This window comes from Brevundimonas sp., from assembly GCF_965279155.1.
In the GTDB taxonomy this organism is placed as follows: domain Bacteria; phylum Pseudomonadota; class Alphaproteobacteria; order Caulobacterales; family Caulobacteraceae; genus Brevundimonas.
This window is the reverse complement of the sequence record NZ_OZ257138.1, coordinates 2,222,448-2,248,133: the sequence shown is the minus strand read 5'-3', so window position 1 is coordinate 2,248,133 and position 25,686 is coordinate 2,222,448. Positions and strand designations below refer to the sequence as shown.

24 protein-coding genes are annotated in these 25,686 nt (G+C 67.2%); 17 read left to right on the top strand and 7 right to left on the bottom strand.

The genetic code is table 11. From position 1 onward, the window contains the following. Positions 1-158 precede the first annotated feature (158 nt). The gene (locus tag ACQY72_RS10775; RefSeq protein ID WP_428153519.1) at positions 159-3,488 is read left to right on the top strand and encodes an autotransporter domain-containing protein; all 3,330 of its coding nucleotides are present in this window, start codon (positions 159-161) and stop codon (positions 3,486-3,488) included. Positions 3,489-3,564: 76 nt separating this feature from the next. Here ACQY72_RS10775 and ACQY72_RS10770 read toward each other — a convergent pair whose 3' ends face one another. Further along, positions 3,565-3,828 (bottom strand): hypothetical protein, encoded by a 264-nt coding sequence (locus ACQY72_RS10770; RefSeq protein ID WP_372693630.1) that lies wholly within the window; start codon positions 3,826-3,828, stop codon positions 3,565-3,567. A gap of 139 nt (positions 3,829-3,967) precedes the next feature. Between ACQY72_RS10770 and ACQY72_RS10765 the strand changes: the two genes are divergently transcribed. Beyond that, positions 3,968-4,468: a hypothetical protein gene (locus ACQY72_RS10765; protein WP_428153518.1), complete on the top strand. Its 501-nt coding sequence runs from the start codon at positions 3,968-3,970 to the stop codon at positions 4,466-4,468. On the opposite strand, the gene ACQY72_RS10760 is transcribed toward ACQY72_RS10765, so the two are convergent. The 3 genes from ACQY72_RS10760 to ACQY72_RS10750 form a co-directional block, all read right to left on the bottom strand. Continuing rightward, positions 4,465-5,100 (bottom strand): glutathione S-transferase family protein, encoded by a 636-nt coding sequence (locus ACQY72_RS10760; RefSeq protein WP_428153517.1) that lies wholly within the window; start codon positions 5,098-5,100, stop codon positions 4,465-4,467. The two genes, ACQY72_RS10765 and ACQY72_RS10760, sit on opposite strands and share 4 nt — an antisense overlap. 131 nt (positions 5,101-5,231) lie before the next feature. Then, positions 5,232-6,281 (bottom strand): ribonucleotide-diphosphate reductase subunit beta, encoded by a 1,050-nt coding sequence (locus ACQY72_RS10755; protein WP_135194408.1) that lies wholly within the window; start codon positions 6,279-6,281, stop codon positions 5,232-5,234. 183 nt (positions 6,282-6,464) lie between these two features. Continuing rightward, a complete protein-coding gene (locus ACQY72_RS10750) occupies positions 6,465-8,591 on the bottom strand; it encodes a response regulator (RefSeq protein WP_428153516.1) in 2,127 nt (708 codons plus the stop codon). Positions 8,592-8,722: 131 nt separating this feature from the next. Between ACQY72_RS10750 and ACQY72_RS10745 the strand changes: the two genes are divergently transcribed. The 6 genes from ACQY72_RS10745 to ACQY72_RS10720 all read left to right on the top strand — a co-directional run bounded on the left by ACQY72_RS10745 (position 8,723) and on the right by ACQY72_RS10720 (position 12,863). Continuing rightward, positions 8,723-9,511, top strand: coding sequence for a nucleotidyltransferase family protein (locus ACQY72_RS10745; RefSeq protein ID WP_135194406.1), 789 nt, complete (start codon positions 8,723-8,725; stop codon positions 9,509-9,511). Positions 9,512-9,525: 14 nt separating this feature from the next. Continuing rightward, positions 9,526-10,299, top strand: coding sequence for a metallophosphoesterase family protein (locus tag ACQY72_RS10740; RefSeq protein ID WP_428153515.1), 774 nt, complete (start codon positions 9,526-9,528; stop codon positions 10,297-10,299). An 81-nt stretch (positions 10,300-10,380) separates the two neighbouring features. Then, the gene (locus tag ACQY72_RS10735) at positions 10,381-10,839 is read left to right on the top strand and encodes a translation initiation factor IF-2 (RefSeq protein ID WP_428153514.1); all 459 of its coding nucleotides are present in this window, start codon (positions 10,381-10,383) and stop codon (positions 10,837-10,839) included. 80 nt (positions 10,840-10,919) lie between these two features. Beyond that, positions 10,920-11,504 (top strand): hypothetical protein, encoded by a 585-nt coding sequence (locus ACQY72_RS10730; RefSeq protein WP_428153513.1) that lies wholly within the window; start codon positions 10,920-10,922, stop codon positions 11,502-11,504. 54 nt (positions 11,505-11,558) lie between these two features. Beyond that, positions 11,559-12,191, top strand: a complete 633-nt coding sequence (locus ACQY72_RS10725) for a LysE family translocator (protein ID WP_428153512.1) — start codon at positions 11,559-11,561, stop codon at positions 12,189-12,191. A gap of 99 nt (positions 12,192-12,290) precedes the next feature. Beyond that, positions 12,291-12,863, top strand: coding sequence for a CC0125/CC1285 family lipoprotein (locus tag ACQY72_RS10720; protein ID WP_346494668.1), 573 nt, complete (start codon positions 12,291-12,293; stop codon positions 12,861-12,863). A 42-nt stretch (positions 12,864-12,905) separates the two neighbouring features. Here ACQY72_RS10720 and ACQY72_RS10715 read toward each other — a convergent pair whose 3' ends face one another. Next, positions 12,906-13,673: a DUF6065 family protein gene (locus ACQY72_RS10715; RefSeq protein WP_428153510.1), complete on the bottom strand. Its 768-nt coding sequence runs from the start codon at positions 13,671-13,673 to the stop codon at positions 12,906-12,908. Positions 13,674-13,710: 37 nt separating this feature from the next. On the opposite strand from ACQY72_RS10715, the gene ACQY72_RS10710 reads away from it, so the two are divergent. The 8 genes from ACQY72_RS10710 (at position 13,711) to ACQY72_RS10675 (ending at position 22,922) form a co-directional block, all read left to right on the top strand. After that, positions 13,711-14,247 (top strand): prolyl-tRNA synthetase associated domain-containing protein, encoded by a 537-nt coding sequence (locus ACQY72_RS10710; protein WP_428153509.1) that lies wholly within the window; start codon positions 13,711-13,713, stop codon positions 14,245-14,247. Positions 14,248-14,794: 547 nt separating this feature from the next. Then, complete coding sequence (locus tag ACQY72_RS10705; RefSeq protein WP_428153507.1) at positions 14,795-15,703, top strand: tetratricopeptide repeat protein; 909 nt, start codon at positions 14,795-14,797, stop codon at positions 15,701-15,703. Positions 15,704-15,750: 47 nt separating this feature from the next. Continuing rightward, a complete protein-coding gene (locus ACQY72_RS10700; RefSeq protein ID WP_135194399.1) occupies positions 15,751-16,407 on the top strand; it encodes an LON peptidase substrate-binding domain-containing protein in 657 nt (218 codons plus the stop codon). Positions 16,408-16,483: 76 nt separating this feature from the next. Then, positions 16,484-16,678, top strand: a complete 195-nt coding sequence (locus ACQY72_RS10695; RefSeq protein WP_242077553.1) for a Trm112 family protein — start codon at positions 16,484-16,486, stop codon at positions 16,676-16,678. 204 nt (positions 16,679-16,882) lie between these two features. Continuing rightward, complete coding sequence (gshB, locus tag ACQY72_RS10690) at positions 16,883-17,836, top strand: glutathione synthase (protein ID WP_428153506.1); 954 nt, start codon at positions 16,883-16,885, stop codon at positions 17,834-17,836. Between the two features lie 61 nt (positions 17,837-17,897). Continuing rightward, positions 17,898-19,514: a YifB family Mg chelatase-like AAA ATPase gene (locus ACQY72_RS10685; RefSeq protein ID WP_428153505.1), complete on the top strand. Its 1,617-nt coding sequence runs from the start codon at positions 17,898-17,900 to the stop codon at positions 19,512-19,514. 65 nt (positions 19,515-19,579) lie between these two features. Further along, positions 19,580-21,112 (top strand): response regulator, encoded by a 1,533-nt coding sequence (locus ACQY72_RS10680; protein ID WP_428153503.1) that lies wholly within the window; start codon positions 19,580-19,582, stop codon positions 21,110-21,112. Positions 21,113-21,155: 43 nt separating this feature from the next. Beyond that, a complete protein-coding gene (locus ACQY72_RS10675; protein WP_428153502.1) occupies positions 21,156-22,922 on the top strand; it encodes an AmpG family muropeptide MFS transporter in 1,767 nt (588 codons plus the stop codon). A gap of 18 nt (positions 22,923-22,940) precedes the next feature. On the opposite strand, the gene ACQY72_RS10670 is transcribed toward ACQY72_RS10675, so the two are convergent. After that, on the bottom strand, positions 22,941-23,345 hold the full coding sequence (locus ACQY72_RS10670) for a YidB family protein (RefSeq protein ID WP_428153500.1): 405 nt from the start codon (positions 23,343-23,345) through the stop codon (positions 22,941-22,943). 107 nt (positions 23,346-23,452) lie between these two features. Continuing rightward, a complete protein-coding gene (locus ACQY72_RS10665; RefSeq protein WP_055754663.1) occupies positions 23,453-23,590 on the bottom strand; it encodes an entericidin A/B family lipoprotein in 138 nt (45 codons plus the stop codon). Between the two features lie 189 nt (positions 23,591-23,779). Between ACQY72_RS10665 and ACQY72_RS10660 the strand changes: the two genes are divergently transcribed. Beyond that, positions 23,780-25,627, top strand: coding sequence for a DUF885 domain-containing protein (locus ACQY72_RS10660; RefSeq protein ID WP_428153498.1), 1,848 nt, complete (start codon positions 23,780-23,782; stop codon positions 25,625-25,627). Positions 25,628-25,686 lie beyond the last annotated feature (59 nt).

Here is a 25,686-nt window from a genome sequence, read left to right as displayed (position 1 = left end):
GCCCGAACAACCTTGACCTTGAGAGCCCTCAACTCGGGGCTTTCAGGTCACACTCTGTGATCTTGTCGGAATGTGTCAAAAAAGCGCGCATTCTTTGGCTTCTTTCTCTTCTTCGCTCGTGTCACCTTGTGGGACTGTCCGTAGGGGAAACATAAAAAATGACGCGTTCGTCCGCTCGCAAGAGCCGTTGGCTTTCCACCAGTTCCGCATTGGGCGTAGCTGCAGGCTTGGTCGCCGGCGCGGCCTTGGCCGAGGTGCCCAACAACAATCTGAACCGCAACACGGCGCCGACCCTGGCCGCCCCCAATGCGGTCAACGGCATCGGCATCATCTACAGCGACTTCGGTGCGCTGGGCGGCGGCGTCTGCACCGGCACCCTGATCAATCCGCGCACCATCATCTTCGCCGCCCACTGCGTGAACACTCAGGGACAGGCGACCTACGGCCGCGCCTCGGGCGGCACGCCCATCGCCGTCGGCTTCAAGGGCGATGCCCGCGCCGGCCTGATCAACTGGCTGGGCACCGGACGCAGCAGCGTCGCCGACCAGACCTATAATCTCAGCCACGTCTTCTACGACCAGCGCTCGCTGCTGGAGCCGGCGGGCAACTTCTACGAAGCCGACGTCGCCATGGGCGTGCTGGACACCGCCGCGCGCGGCGTGCCGACCTGGGCCATGCTGTTCAGCCCGCTGACGGGAACCGAGAACCTGCATGTCACCATCGGCGGCTATGGCCGTTCGGGCACCGGCACGACCGGTCAATCGGCAGGCGTCGATTTCCGTCGTCGCGCGGGCGAGAACATGATCGGCGCCCTGGCCTCGATCGACGACGTCAACCTGTTCCTGTTCGGCGACGGCAGCCAGCGCGGCCTGGGCCAGAACCTCTATCTGGTGGACTTCGACGATCCGGCGCGCGCCAGCCAGTTCGACTTCAACATCTTCGGCAACGACGTGGCCCTGCCGGGTGAAGGCATCACGGCCCAGGGCGATTCGGGCGGCGCCCTGATCCTGGATCGCGCCTTCTCGCAGCCGGTGATCGCGGGCGTGCTGTCGCTGGGCACCCGCTATTTCGGCGCCCAGCCTCAGGCCAGCTACGGCACGACGGCCGGCTATCAGCCGCTCTATCTCTTCTGGGACTATATCGTCGCCAACAACCCGTACAAATATGTACAGGCCAAGGCTGGCGACGGCGACTGGTTCGACGCCACGCGCTGGACCCAGATGATGGACCCCAACTACAAGGTCGTGTCGGGCGGACAGCTGACCACCGGCCTTCCCGGCACGCCGGCCGCCGGCGTGGGCGGACAGGGCGGCGAGTTCGGCGCCGTCTGCTTCAACGCCGACTGCGAGAGCGCCAAGAACCTGGCCGACTATAACAACAGCCGCGGCGGGACCGAGACGGCCGCTGCTCCGGCGACGGGCGGCTCCTCCAGCGAAAGCAATGTCGGCCATGTCACTCGCGACGACCTGACCGCCGACTTGACCACCGGTACGGCGGGGACCGCCGACGGCGACCTGGCCGCGCCCGCCGCTCTGGTGCAGGCGCCTGGCGCGACGGCGCCGTTCGAGTTCGTCGCCGGCGGCCCCGGCTCGACCAACTTCGTGCCCAACAACGTCGCCGGCGTTCCGGGCGGAACCCGTCCGGCCTATTACGACGTCAGCCTGACGACCGCCGGACGCACCACCCTGAACCGTGCCGCCACCGTGGATCGCCTGACCATCGGGACCAGCGGCGCCATTCTGGACGTGACCTCGACCGGCGTGCTGACCAATCTGATCGACACCACGGTCACCGCCGGACAACTGAACGTCGACGGCCGGCTGAACACCTTCGAGATGCTGCTGATGGGCGGCATGCTCAGCGGCAAGGGCGTGATCGATCCGACCGTGCTGACTTCCATCCTGGGCACAATCGCGCCGGGCGGTCAGAACGCCGTGGGCGACCTGACCATTCTGGGCGACCTGGTCCTGACCTCGGGTTCGCGCCTGATCATCGATGTGAACGGGGCGCAGGCCGACCGGCTGATCGTCCGCGCCGACGCGGCCCAGGGCACGCGCGGCCAGGCGTCGATCGGCGGCTTCCTGGGCGTCAATCCCCTGGGTCCGGTTCAGTTCGGCCAGGCCTATACGGTGCTGACGGCGGAAGGCGGCCTCTCGGGCCGCTTCACCTCGGCGACCGACCTGCCGGGCGTGCTGTTCCCGACGCTGGGCTACACCGCCAACAGCGTGCTGCTGACCATCGACGCGGCGTCCTTCTCCACCGTCATCGACGCCAACTCGCCGTCGCAACGGGCGGTCGGCACCCTGCTGGATCGCGCTCGCCCCGGCAGCTATGCCGCGCTGAGCAGCGTCTATGGCACGGTCGACGTTCTGGAAGGGCCGGTTCTGGGCGCGGCGCTGGAAAGCTTGGCGCCCTATAGCTCACGCTCGTCCGTCAAGCTCGGCGCGGTGCAGACCGAAACGCTTCAGTCCGCCATCGGCGACCGCATCGCCTTGCGCCGCACCGGCGCGACGGGCGGCCTGGCCCTGATCGGTCGCGGCGTCGAGGTCGCGGCCCTGTCCGACGACCTGGCCCCGATCGCGGCTGCGGCCATGGCGGCGGCCCAGGACGAAGGATCGGCCCGCAACCGTTGGTCCAACGGATGGAAAGAGGGCGTCTCGGCCTTCCTGACCGCCGGCGCCACCGACGGCAAGGCGCGGAACCTGCGCGGTTCCGTGATCGGCTCGGGCGAGGACCAGCAGGACAGCTGGTATTTCGCGGGCGGCGTCGAACGCACGGTCGACGACCTGACCCTGGGCGGCGCCCTGGGCTATTCGGAGGGCAAGGCCGAATACGCCGGCGCCCTGTCGCGCGCCGACACCAAACAGATCCAGGCCAGCGCCTATGCGTCGCTGGACATCGCCGATCGCGGCTTCCTGGGCGGTCACCTCGGCTATGGCTGGCTGGACATCGAGACGCGCCGCAATACGGCGGTCGGCGGCGGCCTGCGCGCCGACGGCGACACCGAAGGTGATGTCTTCTTCGGCGGCGTTGAAATCGGCGACCGCGTCGATACGCGCGGCGTGACCGTGACGCCCAGCTTCGGCGTCAACGCCTATCGCGTGAAGGTCGATGGCTATGCCGAGACCGGCTCGGCCGCCGCACTGCGTGTGGACGAACAGACCAGCACCTCGGTCCAGGGCTTCCTGGGCCTGCGGGTCTCGGGCGCGACCAAGGTCGGCGGCTTCTCCGTCAAGCCGGCCCTCAGCGTGCGCGCCGTGACCGACTTCACCAACAGCCGCGACGACGTGCGCGCGGTCTTCGCGGCGGCCGGCGGCACGCCCGCCACCTTCCTGGGCGCCAGCCGCGACACGACCTGGGGCGAAATATCCGGCGGCGTGACCATCGGCGACGAGCGCACCACCGTCTCGCTGGAAGCTTCCTCGATGATCGAGCGTCAGGACATCGACTATCAGTCCTACCGCGCCACGGTGGCGTTCAAGTTCTAAGCATACGCCAGAACGTCAAAGGGCTCCGGCGTTCGCGCCGGAGCCCTTTTTCATGCCTGCTGGCGATCACGCCGACCTATTCCAGTCCGTCATCCGACACCACGAACGGCCGGTTCTCGGCCTTGGCCTGAGCCGCCAGTTCGTCCTGAACCAGGTGCCAGCGCCGCAGCCGTTCGTAGTCGATGGCGTGTTCCGGCGAGGCGTCCAGCCAGTGGCGGAAATCCTCGATCTGCAATCGGGCGTCCGAGGCGGCGGTGTCGGGCAGGGCCGGCACGTTCGGCAACTGGCGCGCGACATCGGCGGGGATGGGGAAGTCACCGGACGAGGTGCTGAGGATCATCAAGTGTTCTCGCGTGCGGAAACGGTTGGGGAGGAACCGACCATGCCGTGAAGCTGGGTCTTGCGCCACCTTTTCGTGGCTGCGGCGTTGTGCTGCATGACGGCTTATGGCCAAGCTCAAGCCCTCAGGAGACAAGCCCATGATCGTTCGCCTTTCCCTTTCCGTCGTCATGCTGACAGCTGTGGCGCTGACCGGCGCGGTCCAGGCGCAGACGACCCCGGCCGCCCCCTACGCGGCGCCCGATTCCTATCGCGATCAGCGCACCCTGCCCGATCCGGCGGATCCCAACAGCCGCGACGCCCTGTTGAGGGCCCGCGGAGAGGCCTATCACCGCGCGAGCGACCATCAGCAGACGGAAGAAGAGCTGCGCACCACCCGCGCCCTGAACGACGAGATCGCGGCCCAGAACGTCCTGGCCGACAAGGCCGACGAGGCCGCCCGTCTCGACTATGACGCCGCCCTGGCCCGTCATCAGATCGAGGTGCGACAGACCGAGGAACAGGCCCGCGCCGCTGCCTTGGCAACCCGTGCGGCCCAGGACCAGTACGACCGCGACTACGCCGCCTGGCAGGAACAGGTGCGGCTGTGCCGGTCCGGCGTCCGCTCGGCCTGCGGGACGCCCGCGCCGTTGGGGCGCTAGGCCTCGCTCGCCTTCGCCTCGGCGATCAGGGCGTCGTCGATGGCCCTGGCGCGCACCGCCGCCGGCCGCGACGCGATCCGCTCGGCATAGGTCTGGAAGGCGGGTCGGGCGGGCAGGCTCTTGAACATCAGGCCCCAGGCGATCTGGCTGCCGACATAGACGTCTGCGGCGGTGAACCGATCGCCCAGCAGCCACGGGCTCTTGTCCAGCGCATGCTCCAAGCCGTCGACGACCTGGTCGAAGGAGCCGTAGCCGACCATGGCGGACTTCTCGGCCGGCGGCAGCTGACCCAGCGACTTGGCTGTGACCGCCGCCTCGACGGGACCGGCGGCGAAGAACATCCAGCGGTAATAGAGGCCCCGCAAAGGATCATCCGTCGCAGGGGCCAGACGGGCGTCAGGGAAGGCGTCGGCCAGATAGGCGCAGATGGCCGCGCATTCGGTCACGACGATCCCGCGATGGGCGATGGCCGGTACCTTGCCCATCGGATTGATCGCCAGATAGTCGGGCGACTTCATCGCCGCATAATCGACCACGACGGTGCGATACGGCTGACCGACCTCCTCCAGCATCCAGCGGACGATCCGTCCGCGAGACATGGGGTTGGTGTAGAAGACGATCTCGTCGGTCATGGCGCGCTCTCCCATTTTTCCCGTGCCTACCGCGCTTCGCGCTGCTTGAGGCCGACTATTCCATTGGCCTATCGCTTTGCTGCTTGAGGCCGACTATTCCATTGGCCTATCGCTTTGCTGCTTGAGGCCGGTCAGCCCGCGACCAGGCTCATGTCGCGCCGCGCCATCATGCGGTCGAACTCGGTCCAGACGCCTTCGACGCCGTGCCAGTCGCCTTGGGTCGCGGCCTTGGAATATTCGGTGGCGCGGGCCTCGAAGAAGTTGGCGTGTTCGACGCCCGACAGCAGCGACTGCAGCCAGGGCAGCGGGTTTTCCTTCACGCCGAACACTTCCGGCAGCTTCAGCTGACGCAGGCGCCAGTCGGCGATGAAGCGGATGTATTGCTTGATGTCCTCAGGCGTCATGCCCTGGACCGAGCCCATCTCGAAGGCCAGGTCGATGAACTTGTCCTCCATGTTCACCACGGTCTTGCAGCAGTCGACGATGTCGTCGGCCACGGTTTTGGTGACGGCCCCCGTCTCCTTGTTGAAGGCATGGTACAGCTTGATGATGCCTTCGCAGTGCAGGCTCTCGTCGCGCACCGACCAGGACACGATCTGGCCCATGCCCTTCATCTTGTTCTGGCGCGGGAAGTTCATCAGCATGGCGAACGACGCGAACAGCTGAACGCCTTCAGAGAAGCCGCCGAACATGGCCAGGGTCCGGCAGATGTCGGCGTCGGAATCGACCCCGAACTTGCCCATATAGTCGTGCTTGTCCCGCATGGCCTCATATTCCATGAAGGACCCGAACTCGCTCTCGGGCATGCCGATGGTTTCGAGCAGCAGGGCGTAGGCCGCGATATGGATAGTCTCCATATTGCCGAAGGCGGCCAGCATCATCTTCACCTCGGTCGGTTTGAAGACCCGGCCGTAGCGCTCCATGTAGTTGTCCTGAACCTCGATGTCCGCCTGGGTGAAGAAGCGGAAGATCTGGGTCAGCAGGTTGCGTTCGCCGTCGTTCAGCGTCGAGGCCCAGTCCTTGATGTCCTCGCCCAGCGGCACCTCTTCAGGCATCCAGTGGACCTGCTGCTGCTTCTTCCACATGTCGAACGCCCACGGATAGCGGAACGGCTTGTAGGCGGCGGAAGGGGTCAGCAGACCGGCGCGTTCGGGAAGGATGATCGGGGTGATGGCGTTCATCGAACTGGACCTGAAGCGATTCCGGAGAGGCGTTCACCATGCGACTCTCGAACCCCGGCGCCAAGTCGAATTTGGTCTATGTTGCGTCACATTTTCTAACAGACGCTATATCTGGTAGATTTGCTTCAGGATTCTGGGGAGGGAGCTGGGGACGAATTCATATCCTCCAGCCACGCTTGGGCCTCAGGCGGCCTGGGCGGCGTCCGCCCGCTCGGCGACCGCATCGAACACGGCCTCGATGGCGGCATAGAGTTTGGCCTGGGTGACGGGCTTGGCCAGATGGCCGTCCATGCCGGCGGCGATGCAGCGGGCGGCGTCCTCGGGCATGGCCTCGGCGGTGACGGCCAGGACCGGCACGTCGCGCAGGGGCGTGTCCAGGGCGCGAATGGCGCGGGTGGCGGCCATGCCGTCCATCACCGGCATCCGTACGTCCATCAACACCAGGTCGAAGGGCTGGACCGCCAGCGCCGCCAGGGCCTGTTCGCCGTCCGCCGCCTCTGCGGTCTCGCAATCGGCGGCCTGGAGCATGATCCGCAGCAGGTCGCGATTGGCCGGATGATCATCGACGATCAGGATGCGCGTGCGGCGGCTATGCAGCGGCGCGGACTCCGGCCCCTCGACAGCCTCGACCACCGCAGCGGGGACCGTCAGGGTGAAGGTGGAGCCGCCCCATTGCGCGCTTTCGACCACGACGGCGCCGCCCAGACACACGATGTGGTTCTTGGCCAGGGCCAGGCCGACGCCGGCGCCTTCGTGGGCCCGACTGGTGGTGGCGTCCCCCTGTTCGAACAGGCCGAAGACGCCGGCGCGGGTCTGTTCATCCATGCCGCAGCCGGTATCCGACACGACGATGGACAGGCCGTCTGCGATCCGGTCCACGACGACGGTCACGCTACCGCGCCCCGTGAACTTGACCGCGTTGTTCACCAGGTGATGCACGGATTGGCGCAGACGCCGGGCGTCGATCATCACCTGGCCCTCTGCCTCGGGCGCGATGGTGAGAGCGAACTCCAGCCCCTTGATCACGGCCCATTCGCGCGAAGGGGCGACCGCTTCCTCGATCATCTGGCGCACGTCATTGGCCTTGGGCGTCACCTCGGCGCCGCCGCGCGACACCTCCAGCAGATCCTCGACCAGACGCAGCATGGTCTCGCCGCAGTGCCGGACAGCGTCGACCTGGCGCAGACCTTCGTCGTCCATGCACGGACGCCGCGACAACAGATCCGCATAGCCGGTGATGCCGGTCAGGGGCGTGCGCATCTCATGGCTCATCATGGCCAGGAACCGCCCCTTGACCGCATAGGCCGCCTCGGCGCGCTGACGGGCCGATAGCGCGGCCTGGGTGCGCGCCTTCAGCCGCTCCACCAGGCGACGGCGCTCGGTGGACAGGGTGGTGATGGGCAGGGCCGTGCCAACCACGCACAGCAGGAACAGATGAAAGACGTTCATCTGGCGCATCACGGCGGGCAAGGCGTCCAGAACGGGATCCGGCGTCAGACGGGTCAGTACGATCGGTCCATGACCGCTGAGCGTTGCCACGCCGCCGATCGCGGCGACCATCACCACCGCACCCGCCGTCGTCGGGGGACACAGGCGGAAGGCCAGCAGGATAAGGGCCGGGAAGATCGCAAACATGATCGGCGCCGAGGACTGGGAGAAGACCCACAAGCTGACGCCCCCGACCAACGCCAGCAGGGCGATGGCCTCGGTCAACGTCGCCTGGACGTCGTCCCGGAAACGGTGGTTTCGGGCCAGCAGCAACAGGGAGGGCGTGACGATCATCATCGCCAGCACCTCCATGTCGAACAGGTGGTGCATGCGGAAGCCCAGCGTGCCCGGCACCTTCCAGCTCATCAGGATGGCTACGCCGCCCGCCAGCAGGGTGCTGAGTAGGACCGCAGGCGCGGCGGCGCAGACAGCGAACCGGAACAGGCGCCAGGGCCTACGCATATCCAGCGCGGCGCCGCAGAAGCGACGCGCCAAAAGGACGGCGACGACCACTTGGGTCATGTTCAGGGCGACATTGGTGAACATCATCACGACGGGGCCGCCCCGCACGATGTTGCCGATCAGATTGATGGCGGCGCAGGCGGCCATGACGGCGACAGCCGGGCGGCGATGAAGTTGCAGGACAGCGGCCAGAAGCACGGCGTTTGCGGGCCACAGCACGGTGGCGCCGAAGGTGTTCATGCTCCACTGACCCAACGCCAGGCAGAGGACGAACAGCGCGACATAGGCGTAAGGGGGCGGTCCTGCCGCCCTGCCGGCTTCATGGCGGAAGAACCGCCAGCGCCCGCCTTCTGCGTTCACCCACTTCAATCCCATGACGGAACAGTGACATGCAGGAGTTAAGGATCCCGTAGCGGCCGGACTAGGTAGTAATGCGGAACCGCCGTTCAGCGCCGCCGTTTCCTTGCCCTCGCAGGAAAGGGCCCGAACCGATGTCAGACGTGATCGCCGAACCGACGTTCGAACCGCCTGCGGACGCCTTGGCCTTCTACGAGGAAAGCCTGCGCCTGCTGAAGGAAAGCGGCATCCCCTTCCTGCTGTCGGGCACCTATGCGGTCACGGCCTATACGGGCATCCGCCGTCCGACCAAGGACCTCGACGTCTTCTGCAAGCCCGGCGACTATCCCCGCATCCTGGCCTTCTTCCAGAAGCACGGCTACCGCACCGACGTCGAGGACGAGCGCTGGATCGCCAAGGTCTGGAAGGACGAGAAACACTTCTTCGACGTCATCTTCGCCATGTCCAACGGCACCATCGCCGTGTCCGACAGCTGGTTCAGCGAAGACCGGATCACCGTCTATGGCCATCAGGTCCAGATCACCCCGCCCACGGCCCTGATCCTGTCCAAGGTCTTCATCCAGGACCGCTATCGCTATGATGGCGCCGACGTGAACCACGTCATCCTGAAACAGTCGGACGCCATCGACTGGAAGAGCCTGCTGGATCAGATGGACCTCTATTGGGAGGTGCTGGCCGCCCATCTGCTGAACTTCCGCTTCGCCTATCCGACCGAGCGCGACCGGATTCCGCGCTGGCTGATGGAGGAGCTGGTCGAACGGCTGACGGCCCAGATCGACCTGCCGGCGCCGCGTGTGAAGGTGTGTCGCGGCCGCCTGTTCAGTCCGCGCGACTATGTCGCCGACGTCGCCGAATGGGGCTTTGGCGACGTGGTCGGCAAGGGGCTGGAGGAACGCCACGACCCCGTCAACCTGGGCCACTGAAAGGGAGAGCCGCCATGACTGATGCTGCGCCCGACCCGCAGACGACCCAGCCGGGCCTGGAGCCCGGCCCGGCAAAGAAGATGCGCGTCGCCGCCGTCGGCGACCTGCATGTGGGCGAAGCCACCGAGCATAACTATCGCGACCTGTTCGAACGGGTGTCGGAGGATGCGGATGTGCTGTGCTTGTGTGGCGACCTGACCAACTACGGCAAGACGCCCGAGGTCGAGCGGCTGCTGGAAGACCTGAAACTGTGCACGATTCCAATGGTCGGCGTGCTGGGCAATCACGAGCATGAGTGCGGTCAGCCCGAGCATGTGACCAAGATGCTGACCGACGCCGGGGTCAGGATGCTGACCGGCGAGGCCTATGAGATCGACGGCGTCGGCTTCGCGGGCGGCAAGGGGTTTGTCGGCGGCTTCGGCCGCTACATGCTCAGTTCGTTCGGCGAGGCCTCGGTCAAGCGGTTCGTGCAGGAGGCGGTCGAGGACGCCAATCTGATCGAGAACTCGATCCGCATGTTGCGTACAGAACGCTCGGTCGTGCTCTTGCACTATGCGCCCGTGGTCGAGACGGTGATGGGCGAACCGCCCGAAATCCACGCCTTCCTGGGATCGTCCCGCCTGGCCGAGACCATCGATCGCTACGACAACGTCAGTCTGGTCGTCCACGGCCACGCCCATCGCGGCGGGCCGGAGGGCCGCACCAACAAGGGGGTGCCGGTCTATAACGTCGCCCTGCCCGTGCTGTGGACCTTGGGCGACACGCCCTATCGGGTCTTTGAAATCTGATCCGGGTGTAGGAGTGTGCCGTCCAGGGCGGATACTTTAGCCTTATCTCTGGTCGCGCAGCGGCCTGTTTCGGAGTTTCCCATGCGTCTTCTGTCTTCCGTCGCGGCCGTCGCCACCCTGGCCCTGACCACCCCGGCCTTCGCCGCCGGCCAAACCCCCGCGCCCCAGGCTGCGCCGGCCCCTGCCACAGCCCCTGCGCCGGCTGAAGAAGCAGACAGTCCCGAAGAAGCCGCGTTCGAAGCCAAGGGCGAAGCCTTTGGCGAGAAGATGGAGACCATGTCGGATGAAATGCAGGCCGCCGCCGTCCAAGCGGACAAGGCCAAGGCCAAGACCGATCTCGACGCCATTCAGGCCCGTTATCAGCCTGAAGTCGACGCCTTCGCCGACGAGTTTCAAGCCTTCATCGTGGGTCAGGGCGGCCCCGCCGACCAGATCGCCGTCGCGGCTCAGCGCATAAAGAGCGTCCCAGCTATGGTTCGCACCCAGGCCGAACAGGCCGCCGCTGCGCCGGCCGCCGCAACGCCCGCTCAACCGCAGTAAGCCGCGCCTTACCGCGATTTCACTTGAGACGAGGCGGCGCAAGGCGGAGTTTGCACGGGTCATTCAACGGGAGCCCTCCCATGATCCGCCTGCTCAGCCTGAGCGCCGCCCTGGCGCTCCTGCCCCTTTCTTCCGCCCTGGCCCAGGACGGGACGCCCGCACCTGAATCCGCCGAAGCCCGGCTGGAAATCGCCTCGAACGCCTTCGAGGCCCGGATGGAGGCGTTCGGCAAGCGCGCCGAGGCCATTTCCGAAGACCGGAGCCTGAGCGAAAGCGTGCGCGGCCAGCGCATCGCCGCCCTGTGGGCCGAATATGCCCCCGACGTCGCCGCCTTCACCGCCGAGACGACGAAACACGCGAGCGAGATGGCGGCCGAGGCGCTCAAGGACATCGACGTCGACGCCCTGATCGCCGACGCCATGAACGACCCCGAAGTCAAACAGGCGATCGAGGACGGCATGCACAAGGGCGTCGTCACCGCGAACGGCATCGCCCAGAACAGCGCCTGGACCAATCCGACCCCCGAGCAGATGGAAACCTACAGCCTGGTCGCCCAATACGCTCTGGACCAGGCCGCCGCCGATGTCGTTGACGTCGGCGTCGAAGCGCCCGAAGCGCCCGAGCCGCCGCAAGCGCCCGAAGCCCCGGAACGTCCGACGGCGTAACCCGATCAGCGGTCGCCCTTGACCGCGCACGGCATACCAGCGACATCGCGCCGCATGTCCGCCCTGCCCGTCGATCCGCACCTCTATTCCACCTTCCTCGGCGTGATGGCGGTGATGGCGATCACGCCGGGGCCGGCCAATCTGTTCGCAGTCGCGACCGGCGTCGAAAAGGGGCGCGCCTCGGCCCTGGTCGGGGTGGTCGGGATGAATGCGGCGACCCTGGTGTGGTTCGGCGCGGCGGCCCTGGGTCTGGGCGCCCTGGTCAAGGCCTTTCCCGCCGCCTTCAAGGTCATCGCCGTCCTGGGCGCCCTCTATGTCGCCTGGCTGGGGATCAAGGCGCTGCGCGGGGCCTTCGCCACCGCCGCCCAGCCTGACCACGTCGTCGTCAAGAAGGGGCGCAGCGCCTTGATCGACGGGTTCGCCGTCCAGATCGCCAACCCCAAGGCCATCCTGTTCTTCACTGCCGTCCTGCCGCCGTTCGTGGACGTGAACCGGCCGGTCGCGCCGCAGCTGGCCCTGTTCGCCGTCGCCGTGATCGGCATGGATATGATGTCGATGAGCGCCTACGCCCTGTCCGGCGCGGCCCTGTCGCGTCGCATGCAGCAGCCCCCGTTCAAGCGCGGATTCGGGATCTTCGTCGGCGCCCTTTTGCTCACCGCTTCGGTCCTGATCGCCGTGCGCATCTAGACGCGACCGCGCTTCGCCCTAGATTGAAGGGGAACGCCGCCATTCATGCTCCGTTCAGCCGTCAGCGCGCCCGAATGGGCGATCAAGGAGTTTGATTTCATGAAAGCCCTTCCAATGAAGACCCTGGCGATGACGGTCGCCGCCGGCCTCGCGCTGGCCGCCTGCGCCACCGCCACCCCGTACCAGCCCGCCGGCTTCAACGGCCAGCGCGGCGGCTATGCCGAGCAGCGTCTGGAGAACGACCGTTTCCGCGTCAGCTTCTCCGGCAACTCGCTGACCTCGCGCGAGCAGGTCGAGCAGTCGCTGCTGCTGCGCTCGGCCGAACTGACGGTCGAGAGCGGTTACGACTGGTTCGCCACCGTCAACCGCGCCACGGACCGCGACACCCGCTTCGTCGGCACGCCCGACCCGTTCTATGCGGGCTACAACCGCTTCTACAGCCCCTACTGGGGTCCGTCGTGGCGCTACTATCGCAGCGGTTTCTGGAGCCCGTGGGACCGTTACGGCCCGTGGGGCGCCAACGACTTCGACGTGCGTCAGGTCGATCGCTTCGAGGCCAACGCCGAGATCGTGCTGGGCCGCGGACCCAAGCCCGCCGGCGATCCCAACGCCTTCGACGCCCGCGAGGTGATCCAGAACCTCGGCCCGCAGGTCACGCGACCGGCGGCATAAGACAAAAGCCCCTCTCCACGGCGTGGAGAGGGGCTTTTTCGTTTACCCCACGCGCGGCGACTTCAGCCGGCGCTTGTTGGAGTGGGTGGCCGGCGCCGTGCCCAGGGCCTCAGGCACCTCACCCTTGAAGTAATACCGTTGCCACGCCTCCTTGGCCGCGTCGGGATCGCCGCCGGCGAGACGCTGGTTGAAGTCGGTGCGGGCGCGGTTCCAGGCCTCGAACTGGCCCTTCATCACCGGATTGGATTCCAGGGTGCGGATGATCGGCTGGAACTGCTCGACCTTCTTGTGCTCGATCAGATTGATGAAGCAGAAGGGCTCGCCCTTCTCGAAGGTGATCCGGCCCGGCCGCGTGAAGATCCAGTTCATCGTGAAGGGGAAGGGCAGCCAGTCGGTCTCGATCAGGCCGACCAGGGGCTGGATCCCGTCCTTCACATGGTTGGGCGACCCCGAGCACATCATCCCCCAGCCCGGCGGCGTGCGGAACAGATACTGGGGATGCATGGTCAGGACGCCGCGCGAGAAGTGCGAGGTGACGAAATGGTCCAGATCGTGCTGGGGCCGGTCCGGCGTGATGACGATGTCTTCCTGACGCGGGCCGCCGTTCCATTCGGCCGAGAAGCCGAACGGGCACAGGATTTCCCACCCCGTGGTGTTGGCCATGTTCAGCGGCAGGCACCGATAGGGGTGGCGGCTGATGAAGGCGTCCATCCAGTTGCGCGACTGGCGGCCGGGGATCAGATCCGGCGGCCGGGCCGTCATCGGATAGCATTCCAGTTCCAGCGGGCGCGTCTTGACGGTATCGACCATGATCATTTCCTAACGCCCGAAACCCGACGGCTCAACCATGACTGACGAACACGCCCCCACACCGGCGTTCGACCGCGAGACATTGACCGTCTGGCTGACCGCGAACGGCGTGGATCACGTCACCCACGACCACCCGGCCGTCTTCCGCGTCGAGGAGGGGCTGGACCTCAAGGCCGACCTGCCCGGCGCCCACACCAAGAACCTGTTCCTGAAGGATCACAAAGGCCGCCTCTGGCTGATCTCGGCCCGCCAGGACACGGTGATCGACCTGAAACGCGCGGCCGCCGCCATGGGCTCGGGCCGACTGTCGTTCGGAAACGAGACCCTGATGTACGACACCCTGGGCGTCCGCCCCGGCTCGGTCACGGCGCTGGGCCTGATCAACGACACAGACCGCCGCGTGACGTTCGTCCTGGACCGCCGCCTGTGGGACGCCGACATCGTCAACTTCCACCCCCTGACCAATACGGCGACGACGGCGCTGGATCAGACGGCGTTCCGGCGGGTGCTGGCGCTGCTGGGGCGAGAGCCGGTGGTGGTGGATTTCGGCGTTTGGGGGAACGGTAGATGCTAGATCGCTGGGCAATGACGATGTGGACGCTTGCGATAATCTCGCTCGCGGTGGCGACCCTATCCTTCTTGGGCGTGAACAACCTGATCCGGGAGAGTTGGATATGGGTCACGTCTTCGTATGCGTGGTTGCCGCTCGTCGGGCTATCGACCGCTTTCATGTTGCAACGCGGAGTGCGAGAACACCGAACGGCAGTCCTCCAGAATCGCACCGATTGGTACAAACCCTCATTGGCGCTTAGAGGCTGTTTAGGCATGGCTATCTTGATCGGCCTAGCGTCATATTTCTGGCAGGCTGGCTAGCGTTTCCTTTGCGCTGTCGTCACCGCTCGACGCCGACCGCTTGAACCTCGCGGACAAGGCCCCATCTCGCAAATAATGGAGCGAGCGCGTGGCGACGAGGGGCGATTTTAGATCAATTAGACGAATTAGACGGTGTTTTTCGTGACCACCGTCTGAAATCCCGGCGCGACCCTATCGCCGCTTGATGCCGACGCATCCCGACGCCATCTGAACCGTTGAACCCGACCGACCCTGCACGGACTTCGCCCATGACACTGCTCGATCCGACCCTGACCCCCGGCCACTCTGGCGACGACCTGATCAAGGAAGGCACCGACGCCTCCTTCATGACCGACGTCATCGAGGCGTCGAAGCATCAGCCGGTCATCGTAGATTTCTGGGCCACCTGGTGCGGGCCGTGCCGGACCCTGGGCCCGGCGCTGGAGAAGAATGTGCGCGCCGCCAAGGGGGCGGTGAAGATGGTCAAGATCGATGTGGACGCCAATCCGGCCTATGCGGGCCAGTTGCGGGTGCAGTCGATCCCCACCGTCTACGCCTTCGTTGACGGCCAGCCGGTGGATGGCTTCCAGGGCGCGATCCCCGACAGCCAGATCAAGGCCTTCATCGACAAGCTGACCGGGGGCCAGGGCGGCTCGACCGAGACGGCGCAACTTCTGGAGCTGGGCGAGGAATCCCTTAGCCTGAACGATTTCGGCGGCGCGGCCCAGGCCTTCGCCCACGTCCTGTCGATCGAGCCCGAGAACGAAAAGGCCATCGCCGGCATGGCGCGGGTCTATCTGGCGGGCGACGATCACGAACAGGCGCTTCAGACCATCGCCATGGCCCCGCAGGACTCCAAGGAGCCGACGGTTCAGAGCGTGCGGGCGCAGCTGGCCCTGGCGGCGAAAGCCCCGTCAGGCGCTTCGGCCGAGTTGGAGGCCAAGGTCGCGGCAGATCCGAACGATCACCAGGCCCGGTTCGACCTCGCCGAAGCCCAGAGCGCGGCCGGCGACTTCCAGGGTGCGGTCGACAATCTGCTGCACATCATCAAGGCCGACCGCGAGTGGAACGAACAGGCGGCGCGCAAGCAGCTGCTGGTCATCTTCGAAGCGGCGGGCGTCAGTTCCGACGTGGCCAAGGACGGGCGGCGCCGGCTGTCGTCCATCCTGTTTTCCTGAGCAAGCGGCCTCAAGTAGCGCGAAGCGCGATAGGCCAAGGAGAAAAGATGCCCCAAGGCTATGTTCGAGCGCTTGATCTGCCGCAGGTGATCCCGGTGTTCCCGCTGGGCGGGACCATCCTGCTGCCGCGCGGGCAACTGCCGCTGAACATCTTCGAGCCGCGCTATCTGAACATGGTGGACGACGCCATGGCCGGGGATCGGATCATCGGCCTGGTCCAGCCCAATGGCGGAACCCCTGCGCTGCCCAGCCTGTCCCCGATCGGCTGCGCCGGGCGGATCACCAGCTTCGCCGAGACCTCGGACGGGCGATATTTGATCACCCTGACCGGGGTGTCGCGGTTCCGTATCGCCGCCGAGATGCCGTCCAAGGCGCCCTATCGCCAGATCCGCGCCGCGTTCGAAGCCTATGAATCCGATCTGGTTTCTCCGCCCGAGGAGCCGGACTTCGACCGCGAAGCCTTTCTGGACGCCCTGCGCGCCTATATGGCCCACCGCCTGCTGGACATCGACTGGGAGACGGCCGAGAGCGCGCCGATGGAGGCCTTGGTCAACAGCCTGTCGATGGCCCTGCCGTTCGAACCGGCCGAGAAACAGGCGCTGCTGGAGGCCATGGGTCTGATGCCCCGCGCCGAGGCCCTGACCGCCCTGCTGCGCATCGACGCCGCCGACGCCGGTGACGACGCCGCGCCGTCCATGCAATGACGGGCTCAAGTAGCGCGAAGCGCGGTAGCCCCCTAAAGAGTCCTCAAGTAGCGCCAAGCGCGGTAGGCCCAGAACAATGAGTGATGCCTTCAACACCCCCGTTTCGGTCGATCCCCGCCTGCTGGAGGTGCTGGTCTGCCCGGTCACGCGCGGCAAGCTGACCTATGATCGCGACGCCAACGAACTGATCTCGACGGGGGCCAAGCTGGCCTATCCGATCCGCGAGGGCGTGCCGATCATGCTGGCCGAGGAAGCGCGTCAGCTGGACTAATTTATATTCCGCTCATCCCCGCGAAAGCGGGGACCCAGAGCTTTGGGCGCTCCGATCTGAGGTCCGTCCCTCAGTCACCGGCCCAACGCACTGCCGAGCGAAAGAACTGGGTCCCCGCTTTCGCGGGGATGAGCGGATAGGTTTGCGGCGAAGCTTCGTCGCTCCAATTCCGTATTGCCTACCAACGTAGAGAAAGCCTCGCCGATGCTCAAAGTCGCCATCCAGATGGACCCGATCGAGGCCGTCGACATCGCCGGGGACACCACCTTCCTGATGGCCGAGACGGCCCAGGCGCGCGGGCACAAACAGTGGGTCTATGACTTCCGCACCCTGGCGCTGGAAGAGGGCCGCCTCTACTGCCGCGCCCGACCGATCACCGTGCGGCGCGAGGTCGGAAACCACGTCGATTTCGGCGACTGGGTCCGGCTGGACCTGGCCGAGGACGTGGACGTCATCCTGATGCGCCAGGATCCGCCCTTCGACATGGCCTATGTGACCGCCACCTATCTGCTGGAGACGGTTCATCCGAAGACCCTGGTAGTCAACGACCCGGCCCAGGTGCGCTCGGCGCCCGAAAAGCTGATGGTCACCGCCTTCCCCGGTCTGCAGCCGCCGACCCTGATCTCGGCCGACCCCGTCGCCCTGACCGCCTTCCACAAGAAGCACGGCGAGGTGGTTCTGAAACCGCTGCACGGCAACGGCGGCTCTGGCGTGATCAAGCTACGCGCCGACGATCCCAATCTGGACGCCCTGATCGAGATCCACGCCGGCGCCAGCCGCGACCCGCTGGTGATCCAGAAGTTCATCCCCGCCGTGTCCAAGGGCGACAAGCGGATCATCCTGATCGACGGCGAGCCGGTCGGCGCCATCAACCGCGTGCCCGCGGCCGGCGCCGTGCGTTCGAACCTGCACGTCGGCGGCACCGCCATGCCGGTCGAACTGACGCCGCGCGACCTGGAAATCTGCAAGGCCATCGGTCCGACGCTGAAGGAACGCGGCCTGATCTTCGTCGGCATCGATGTGATCGGGGACTATCTGACCGAGATCAACGTCACCTCCCCCACCGGCGCCCAGCAGTTGAAGACCTTCACCGGCATCGACGCCACGGCCCTGATGTGGGACGCCATCGAAGCCCGCCGCGCCGCACAGGTTGCGTGACCGCCACTTGAATTAGATTTCAGTTCATGGTCCGTTCTCTCGCGGGAAGCGGGAGGACGTCATGGTCGCACGGGTTGTCACGGTCGCCTTCGACGGGGTGGAGGCCCGGCGCGTGGACGTCGAGGTCCAGCTGGTCGGCCAGAACCGCGAGACGGTCTTCACCATCGTCGGCCTGCCGGACAAGGCGGTGGCCGAAAGCCGCGAGCGGGTGCGCGGGGCCTTTTCCGGCATCGGCCTGGCCCTGCCGGCGGCGCGGATCATCGCCAATCTGGCCCCCGCCGACCTGCCCAAGGAGGGTAGCCATTTTGATCTGCCTCTTGCCCTGGCCTTGATGGCGGCCATGGGGGTGATCGCGCCTGACGCCCTGGACGGCTGGGCCGCCATCGGAGAGCTGGGGCTGGATGGACAGATCGCGCGGGTGGGCGGCGCCTTGCCGGCGGCCGTCGCCGCCGACGCCATGGGGCTGGGTTTGATCTGTCCCGAGGCGACGGGGCCGGAGGCGGCCTGGGCCGGCGGCGCGCGCATCCTGGCCCCGCGCTCGCTGATCGGCCTGGTCAATCATTTCAAGGGAACCCAGGTGTTGCGCGCGCCCGAGCCCGGCCCGCTGGCCAGCGGCAAGGCCGTGCCCGACCTGCGCGAGGTCAAGGGCCAGGAGAGCGCCAAACGCGCGCTGGAGATCGCGGCGGCCGGCGGCCACAATCTGCTGTTCATCGGCCCGCCGGGATCGGGCAAGTCGATGATGGCGCAACGCCTGCCGGGCCTCTTGCCGCCCCTGACGTCGCAGGAGCTGCTGGAGACCTCGATGGTCTGGTCGGTCGCCGGCTTGATCGAGCGCGGCGCCCTGACCCGTGATCGACCGTTCCGCAGCCCGCACCACTCGGCCTCGATGGCGGCCCTGACGGGCGGCGGTCATCGCGCCAAGCCCGGTGAGGCGTCGCTGGCGCACAATGGCGTGCTCTTCCTGGACGAACTGCCGGAATACAGCGCCCAAGCTCTGGATTCGCTACGCGCGCCGCTGGAGACCGGCGAGATCGTGGTCGCCCGCGCCAACGCCCATGTCCGCTACCCCGCGCGGTTCCAGCTGGTGGCGGCGATGAACCCGTGCCGCTGCGGCATGGGCGGGGCCGGACGCGGGGCTTGCGGCAAGGCCCCACGCTGTCAGCGCGACTATCAGAACCGGGTGTCGGGTCCGATGTTCGACCGGATCGACCTGACGGTGGAGACCCCGCCCGTCACCGCCGCCGACATGGCCCTGCCGCCGCCCGCCGAGGGCACTGCCGAGGCCAGGGCGCGCGTCGCAACCGCCCGCGCCATGCAGGAAGACCGGGTGCGCGAGGCGGGGTTGGACGCGGCGCAAGGCCTGAACGCCCGCGCCTCGGGCGACACGCTGGACCGGTTCGCCACGCCCGACGAAGCGGGGCGCATGCTGCTGATGCGGGCGGGCGAGGCCGGCGGCCTAACAGCGCGCGGCTGGACCCGCACCCTGCGCCTGGCGCGCACCATCGCCGATCTGGACGGCTGCACCGGCGTGCTGCGCCGCCACATCGCCGAGGCCCTGATCTATCGGCGCAACACCGTCGGGGCCGAGGCCGATTTCGACCGGCGCGTGGCGTCTCGCGATACGGCCTTCGGAATGCGCGAGGACGACGCAGAGCAGGCGCCCTTCCTTCATTCGTGACCGCTGCGGGATGGAGGGATCCTTAACCCGCAGCCGTTAGGGTCCGCGCGAACGGGGAAGCGACCATGGCGCGACGCACGGCGACGAAGCGGATCGAGGATCAGGCTGTGCAGCCCGTCGATCCCGCCCAGCAGTTCCTGCGGCTGATGAGCCACGAAATGCGCACGCCGCTGAACGGCGTCATCGGCATGATCAATCTGCTTCAGCGGACCCGGCTGGACGGCGCCCAGCGCGCCTATGCCGAGAACGCGCGCCAGTCGGCCGAACATCTGCTGGGCCTCGTCAACGACCTGTTGGACTTCGCGCGGCTGGAGGCCGGGGCGCTGGAGTTCGACCTGGCCCCCGTCGATCTGGAGGGGCTGGTGCGCGGCGTCGCCGAACTGCTCAGCCCGCGCGCCCACGACAAGGGGCTGGAGATCGTCTGGTCGGTCGCCGCCGACGCGCCCGATGTCCTGGCCGACGAAGGCCGGTTGCGCCAGGTTCTGTTCAATCTCGCCGGCAACGCCGTGAAGTTCACCGAGACCGGCGGCGTGCGGATCACGGTCGAACGCGCCGGCGGCAGCGCGGCCCGCCCGCGCCTGGCTTTCCTGGTCGATGACACAGGGCCGGGCGTGGCGCCCGAGGCCCGCGCGCGCATCTTCGAGGAGTTCGGCCATGCCGATTCCTCTGACGCCGTGCGGCATGACGGCGCTGGCCTGGGGCTGGCGGTCGTGCGCAAACTGGCCGCCGCCATGGAGGGCTCGGTGCGGGTCGAGGACCGGCCCGACGGCGCCACATCCGGCGCCCGCTTCCGCTTCGAGGCCGCCTTCGCCGCCGTCGCCGTGGCGCGGGACAAGCCGCTGCGGAATCATAAGATCTCGGTGCGCTCGCCCGACCCCTTCGTCATGTCCGCCGCCAGCGCCCAGATCGAGGCCTCTGGCGGCACGATCGCCGACCCCGCGCCGGTGACCCTGATCGACCACGCCGGCGCCTCGGCGGGAAGTCTGGCCGCCCTGCCCGCCGCCGGTCGCAGCATCGTCCTGTTGAAGCCGTCGGAGCGCGATCTGATCGCGCGATATCGGTCCGCCGGCTTCCACGGCTATCTGATCAAGCCCCTGCGCCGCGCTTCCCTGGCCGAACGGGTCCTGGCGGCCATCGGCGCCGAGACGGGCGACAGAACCACCGCCCCCGTCGCGGCCCATATCGAGGACGACCGCGTCTCGCCCGTTCAGTTCGCCGGCATTCGCGTGCTGCTGGCCGAGGACAATCCCGTCGGCGCGCTTCTGGCCCGCACCCTGCTGCGCCGCGAGGGCTGCACCGTCGAAACCGCCGCCACCGGCGAGGAAGCCGTCGCGGCCCTGAAGCGCGCGCGCTACGACGTGGTCTTCATGGACATGCGGATGCCGGGCATGGACGGCCCCGCCGCAGCCCGCGCCATCCGCGCCGGGGGCGACATGACGCCGATCCTGGCCCTGACCGCCAACGCCTTCGCCGAGGACCGCCGCGCCTGTCTGGAGGCCGGCATGGACGACCATATCGTCAAGCCGCTGGACGCCGACGGCCTGCGCGCCGCCCTGGCCCGCTGGACGAAGCGCGACATCCGCGCCAAGGTCGGCTGAGTTACAGGCGCCCGCGTTCCCGGCCGCCGCGCCGGAGCCGTGCATGACCGACCAAGCCACCCCCGCCGCCACCGGCAAACCCGCCGGACGTTTCGGCGGCCTCGCCGTCTATGGCGAGCGGCGCGTGTTCATCATGCTGTTGCTAGGGTTTTCGGCCGGCCTGCCCAATCTGCTGATCTTTGACACCCTGTCGGCCTGGCTGCGCGAGAGCGGCCAGACGCTTGAGGTGATCGGCTTCTTCGCCCTGGCCACGCTCAGCTATTCGCTGAAGTTCGTCTGGGCGCCGCTGGTGGACCGCACTGCGATCCCGCTGCTGACGCCGCTACTGGGCCATCGCCGGTCATGGATGCTGGTGACCCAGGCCGTGGTCATCTTCGGCCTGTGGTCGATCTCGGGCCTCAATCCGTCCAATGCGCTCATGGCCATCGCACTGTTCGCCACCCTGGTCGGCTTCTTCGGGGCCACCCAGGACATCGTCATCGACGCCTGGCGGATCGAGGCGGCGGACGACAGCCGCCACGGCGCCATGGCCGCCGCCTATCAGATGGGATACCGCGTCGCCATGATCGTCGCCGGCGCCGTGCCGCTGGTGCTCGCCGATCTCTATAACTGGAACGTCTCCTATGCGGTGATGGCCGCCCTGATGGGCTTCGGCATCGCCGGCGTCCTGTTCGCCCCGCGCGAGAAGGCCCATTCGATCCGCGCCATTCCGGTGGGCGACACGCCGTCGCGACCCAAGCTTGAAATCCTGGAATGGATCGCGCGCCTGATCGTGATCGCCGCCGCCGCCATGGTCGTGGGTTCGGGCCTGACCGCGCAGGCGGGGCCGCTGAACGGATTGCTGGGCCTGTTCGGCCTGGGCGCAGACGGCCAGACCGCCATCGCCGACGCCTGGGCCGCCAAGCCGGGCGGGGTCTATCTGCAGGTCGTCGCGGTCTTCGCCGGCCTGGCGCTTCTGGTCCTGGCCTGCTGGCCCATTCCCGGTGTGAAGACCCGTCCGGGGGCCTATCTGGCGGGATCGTTCGGCGAACCGCTGGCGGATTTCTACAAGCGGTTCTCGGGGGTCGCGACGCTGATCCTGGCGTTGATCTGCGTCTATCGCCTGGCCGATTTCGTGCTGAACATCATGAACCCCTTCTATCTGGACCTGGGGTTCTCGAAGATCGAGCTGGCCGAGGTGCGCAAGGTGTTCGGGGTCGTCATGACCACCCTGGGCGTCTTCATCGGCGGCTGGTCGGTGGCCAAGCTGGGGCTGATCCGAACCATGGTGATCGGCGCCTTCATGAGCCCGGTATCGAACCTGGTCTTCGCCTGGCTGGCGACCCAGGGGCCCAGCATTCCGGCCCTGACCATCGCCATCGGGGTGGACAACATCGCCACCGGCTACGCCGGGACGGCCCTGATCGCCTATATGTCCAGCCTGACGTCCATCGGCTTTACGGCGACCCAATACGCCCTGTTCAGTTCGCTGTACGCCCTGCCCGGTAAGCTGATCGCGTCCCAGTCGGGCCGCATCGTCGAGGCCTCGGCCCGCGCGGCGGAAGGTGCAGGTCCATTCTCCGCGCTACGTCCCCTGTTCGCCCGCCTGCCCGAAGGGTCTCTGGCGGCCGGGGCGGCGACCAGCAGCGTGACCCCGGCGGCGCTGGGCGCGGGCTATGTCGTCTTCTTCCTGTATTCGACGATCATCGGCGTGTTCGCCGTCGTCCTGGCCTTCGTCGTCGCCGGCAAACAGACCGCGTTGCAGGAACGGCAAAAGGCGGCGGCCGAAGAGGACGCCGCTATTGCGGCGACGGAGGGCCAACCCTCTTGAGCGGCCCCTCCTGACGCCTCAGCGCTTCAGGAAGCCGCCGATCATGTCGCCCAAGCCGCCAGCAAGCCCGCCCGGCAGCTTGCCCAGTAGGTCGTCGGCGCCGTCGATCTGACCGCCGGGGGTCAGGCGGTCGATGGCCTCGGGCAGCAGGCCCGCCAGGGTCTCGCCGGCCTGCTGGGGCGAGACGCCCATCTTTGCTGCGATGTCGGCGATGGGGCCGTGGCCGAGGACAGCCGTGATCTGCTCAGGCGAAATATTGGCGTTGGGACCCGTGCCGACCCATGAGCCGATCACGTCGCCCAAGCCTGCCTGACCGAACTTTTCCGCCAGTCCGCCGACGCCGCCCTGACCCTTGAGCAGGTCGACCAGACCGCCTGCGGCGTCGTCGCCCAGGCCCTTCACCACATTGTCGAGAAAGCCCATCGTCCGTCTCCTGTCTGACGCCGCACCGTAACACCGTCGTGCGACGGATACGAGAAAGGCCCGCCGGGGATCCGACGGGCCTTTCCAGCCTCAGCTTTCGCCGAAGCTTAGTTCTTGGCGTCGTTCGCGCCGGTGGTGACGGCCGAACCGGCGGCCGAGACATCGCGGCCGGCGCCGGCGATGGTGTTGCAGGCCGACACGGCCAGGGCGGCGGCGACGATGGTCAGAGTGATGATCTTGCGCATGGTGTGAACCCCTTGTTGGTATGGTCAAGCTCCGTGCAAACGCCGACCTTGAACTTGGGTTGCATCAAGCGACGCCGTATTGAAATTTCGTCCGGACGTGTCGGATCGCCGCAACGCCTGCGCCATTGGCGGCTTGCGTCCGGCGAAGGCGCGCCCGAAGGTGCGCCCCTGTTTCACGAGGGGTTGTCCATGCGTCGTCTTCTGATCTCGTCCGCCGCCATGATGGCGGTGCTGTCCGCCGCGACCGCAATGGCGCAAACGCCAGCAACTGTCGGGACGGGGGCGCCGGCGGCCGAAGCGCAAAGCGAGGACGCGCGGCTGAACGCCTTCTTCGAACAGGCCTTCCAGGCGCGGATCGCGCTGAGCCCGCAACAGATGACCTCGCTGGGGATCAAGACCGATTACGACAAGCTGGACGACGTGTCGGACGCCGCTGCGGACCGGGCCCTGGCGCTGCAGGAGGCCCAGCTGGCGCAGATGAAGGCCCAGTTCGACCCGCAGAAGCTGGGTCCGCAGGCGCGGCTGTCGTGGCGGATGTTCGAGTACGGCGTCCAGCAGGCGCGGCTGTCGAACCAGTGGCGCGACTGGGGCTTTCAGTTCGCCGCCAACGGCAATCCGACCACCAGCCTGCCCGTCTTCCTGATCAACAACCACCGCGTCTCCAGCGTCGCTGACGCCGAGGCCTATGTCGGCCGTCTGCGCGCCGCCGAGGGGCAGATGGATCAGGTCGCCGACGAATTGCGCCAGCGCGCGGCGGCCGGCGTGGTCTCGCCCCGCTTCGTGTTCGAGCCCTCCATCGCCAATACCCGCAACGTCATCACCGGCGCCCCCTTCGACGATGGCGCGGACAATCCGGTCTGGGCCGACTTCAACAAGAAGGTCGCCGCGCTGGAGACCGATCAGGCGACCAGGGACAGGCTGCTGAGCGAAGGTCGCGCCGCCCTGACCGGCCCCTACAAGGCCGGGTTCGAGACCGTGCTGACGGCCCTGGCCGAAGTGCAGCCCAAGGCTGACAGCGATGCAGGCGTGTGGCGCCTGCCGCAGGGCGAGGCCTATTACAACGCCCGGCTCCAGCTCTCGACGACGACCGACCTTACCGCCGACCAGATCCACAAGATCGGTTTGGACGAGGTCGCCCGCATCCAGGCCGAGATGGAAGTCATCAAGGCCCAGGTCGGGTTCACCGGCACGCTGCAGGACTTCTTCACCTTCCTGAAGACCGATCCGCGCTTCCAGTATCCGAACACGGCCGAAGGCAAGGAACAGTATCTGACCGACGCGCGCGGTTTCATCGCCCAGGTGATGGCGGCGGCCCCGCAGTGGTTCTCGACCCTGCCCAAGGCGGCCTTGGAAGTGCGGGCGGTGGAGCCGTTCCGCGAGGCGACGGCCTCGATCGCCTTCTACAACTCGCCGGCGCCGGACGGGTCGCGGCCGGGCATCTATTACGTCAACCTGTCGGACATGACCCAGGTGCTGAAGCCCCAGATCGAGGGCATCAGCTATCACGAAGGCGCGCCGGGCCACCATTTCCAGATCGCCTACGCCCAGGAGATCGAAGGCCTGCCGCGTTTCCGCCGGTTCGGCGGCTACGGCGCCTATGCCGAGGGCTGGGGCCTGTATGCCGAGCAGCTGGGCAAGGAGATGGGCTTCTATCAGGACCCCTATTCCGACTTCGGCCGGCTCTCGACCGAACTGTGGCGCGCGGTGCGTCTGGTGACCGACACCGGCCTGCACGCCAAGCGCTGGAGCCGGGAACAGGCGATGGACTATTTCCGCCAGAACTCCCTGCTGTCCGAGCGCGACATCGAAAAGGAAGTCGAGCGCTACATCACCAACCCCGGCCAGGCGACCAGCTACAAGATCGGCGAGTTGAAGATCGAGGAACTGCGCGACCGGGCCAAGGCGGCGCTGGGCGACAGGTTCGACATCAAGGACTTCCACGCCGTGGTCCTGGGTTCCGGCTCGGTGCCGCTGGACATGCTGGAGTACCAGGTCGATGGCTGGATCGCGGCGGGCGGCGGGGCGCCGACCACCTGACTGCTTCCTTCTCCCATTGGGAGAAGGTGGCTCGCAGAGCCGGATGAGGGTCGGCTGGC

What these genes read in the sequence shown, in the direction of transcription:
- ACQY72_RS10775 (WP_428153519.1), top strand. Translation starts at nt 159, where the DNA reads ATGACGCGTTCGTCCGCTCGCAAGAGCCGTTGGCTTTCCACCAGTTCC.
- ACQY72_RS10770 (WP_372693630.1), bottom strand. Translation starts at nt 3,828, where the DNA reads ATGATCCTCAGCACCTCGTCCGGTGACTTCCCCATCCCCGCCGATGTC.
- ACQY72_RS10765 (WP_428153518.1), top strand. Translation starts at nt 3,968, where the DNA reads ATGATCGTTCGCCTTTCCCTTTCCGTCGTCATGCTGACAGCTGTGGCG.
- ACQY72_RS10760 (WP_428153517.1), bottom strand. Translation starts at nt 5,100, where the DNA reads ATGACCGACGAGATCGTCTTCTACACCAACCCCATGTCTCGCGGACGG.
- ACQY72_RS10755 (WP_135194408.1), bottom strand. Translation starts at nt 6,281, where the DNA reads ATGAACGCCATCACCCCGATCATCCTTCCCGAACGCGCCGGTCTGCTG.
- ACQY72_RS10745 (WP_135194406.1), top strand. Translation starts at nt 8,723, where the DNA reads ATGTCAGACGTGATCGCCGAACCGACGTTCGAACCGCCTGCGGACGCC.
- ACQY72_RS10740 (WP_428153515.1), top strand. Translation starts at nt 9,526, where the DNA reads ATGACTGATGCTGCGCCCGACCCGCAGACGACCCAGCCGGGCCTGGAG.
- ACQY72_RS10735 (WP_428153514.1), top strand. Translation starts at nt 10,381, where the DNA reads ATGCGTCTTCTGTCTTCCGTCGCGGCCGTCGCCACCCTGGCCCTGACC.
- ACQY72_RS10730 (WP_428153513.1), top strand. Translation starts at nt 10,920, where the DNA reads ATGATCCGCCTGCTCAGCCTGAGCGCCGCCCTGGCGCTCCTGCCCCTT.
- ACQY72_RS10725 (WP_428153512.1), top strand. Translation starts at nt 11,559, where the DNA reads ATGTCCGCCCTGCCCGTCGATCCGCACCTCTATTCCACCTTCCTCGGC.
- ACQY72_RS10720 (WP_346494668.1), top strand. Translation starts at nt 12,291, where the DNA reads ATGAAAGCCCTTCCAATGAAGACCCTGGCGATGACGGTCGCCGCCGGC.
- ACQY72_RS10715 (WP_428153510.1), bottom strand. Translation starts at nt 13,673, where the DNA reads ATGGTCGATACCGTCAAGACGCGCCCGCTGGAACTGGAATGCTATCCG.
- ACQY72_RS10710 (WP_428153509.1), top strand. Translation starts at nt 13,711, where the DNA reads ATGACTGACGAACACGCCCCCACACCGGCGTTCGACCGCGAGACATTG.
- ACQY72_RS10705 (WP_428153507.1), top strand. Translation starts at nt 14,795, where the DNA reads ATGACACTGCTCGATCCGACCCTGACCCCCGGCCACTCTGGCGACGAC.
- ACQY72_RS10700 (WP_135194399.1), top strand. Translation starts at nt 15,751, where the DNA reads ATGCCCCAAGGCTATGTTCGAGCGCTTGATCTGCCGCAGGTGATCCCG.
- ACQY72_RS10695 (WP_242077553.1), top strand. Translation starts at nt 16,484, where the DNA reads ATGAGTGATGCCTTCAACACCCCCGTTTCGGTCGATCCCCGCCTGCTG.
- gshB (WP_428153506.1), top strand. Translation starts at nt 16,883, where the DNA reads ATGCTCAAAGTCGCCATCCAGATGGACCCGATCGAGGCCGTCGACATC.
- ACQY72_RS10685 (WP_428153505.1), top strand. Translation starts at nt 17,898, where the DNA reads ATGGTCGCACGGGTTGTCACGGTCGCCTTCGACGGGGTGGAGGCCCGG.
- ACQY72_RS10680 (WP_428153503.1), top strand. Translation starts at nt 19,580, where the DNA reads ATGGCGCGACGCACGGCGACGAAGCGGATCGAGGATCAGGCTGTGCAG.
- ACQY72_RS10675 (WP_428153502.1), top strand. Translation starts at nt 21,156, where the DNA reads ATGACCGACCAAGCCACCCCCGCCGCCACCGGCAAACCCGCCGGACGT.
- ACQY72_RS10670 (WP_428153500.1), bottom strand. Translation starts at nt 23,345, where the DNA reads ATGGGCTTTCTCGACAATGTGGTGAAGGGCCTGGGCGACGACGCCGCA.
- ACQY72_RS10665 (WP_055754663.1), bottom strand. Translation starts at nt 23,590, where the DNA reads ATGCGCAAGATCATCACTCTGACCATCGTCGCCGCCGCCCTGGCCGTG.
- ACQY72_RS10660 (WP_428153498.1), top strand. Translation starts at nt 23,780, where the DNA reads ATGCGTCGTCTTCTGATCTCGTCCGCCGCCATGATGGCGGTGCTGTCC.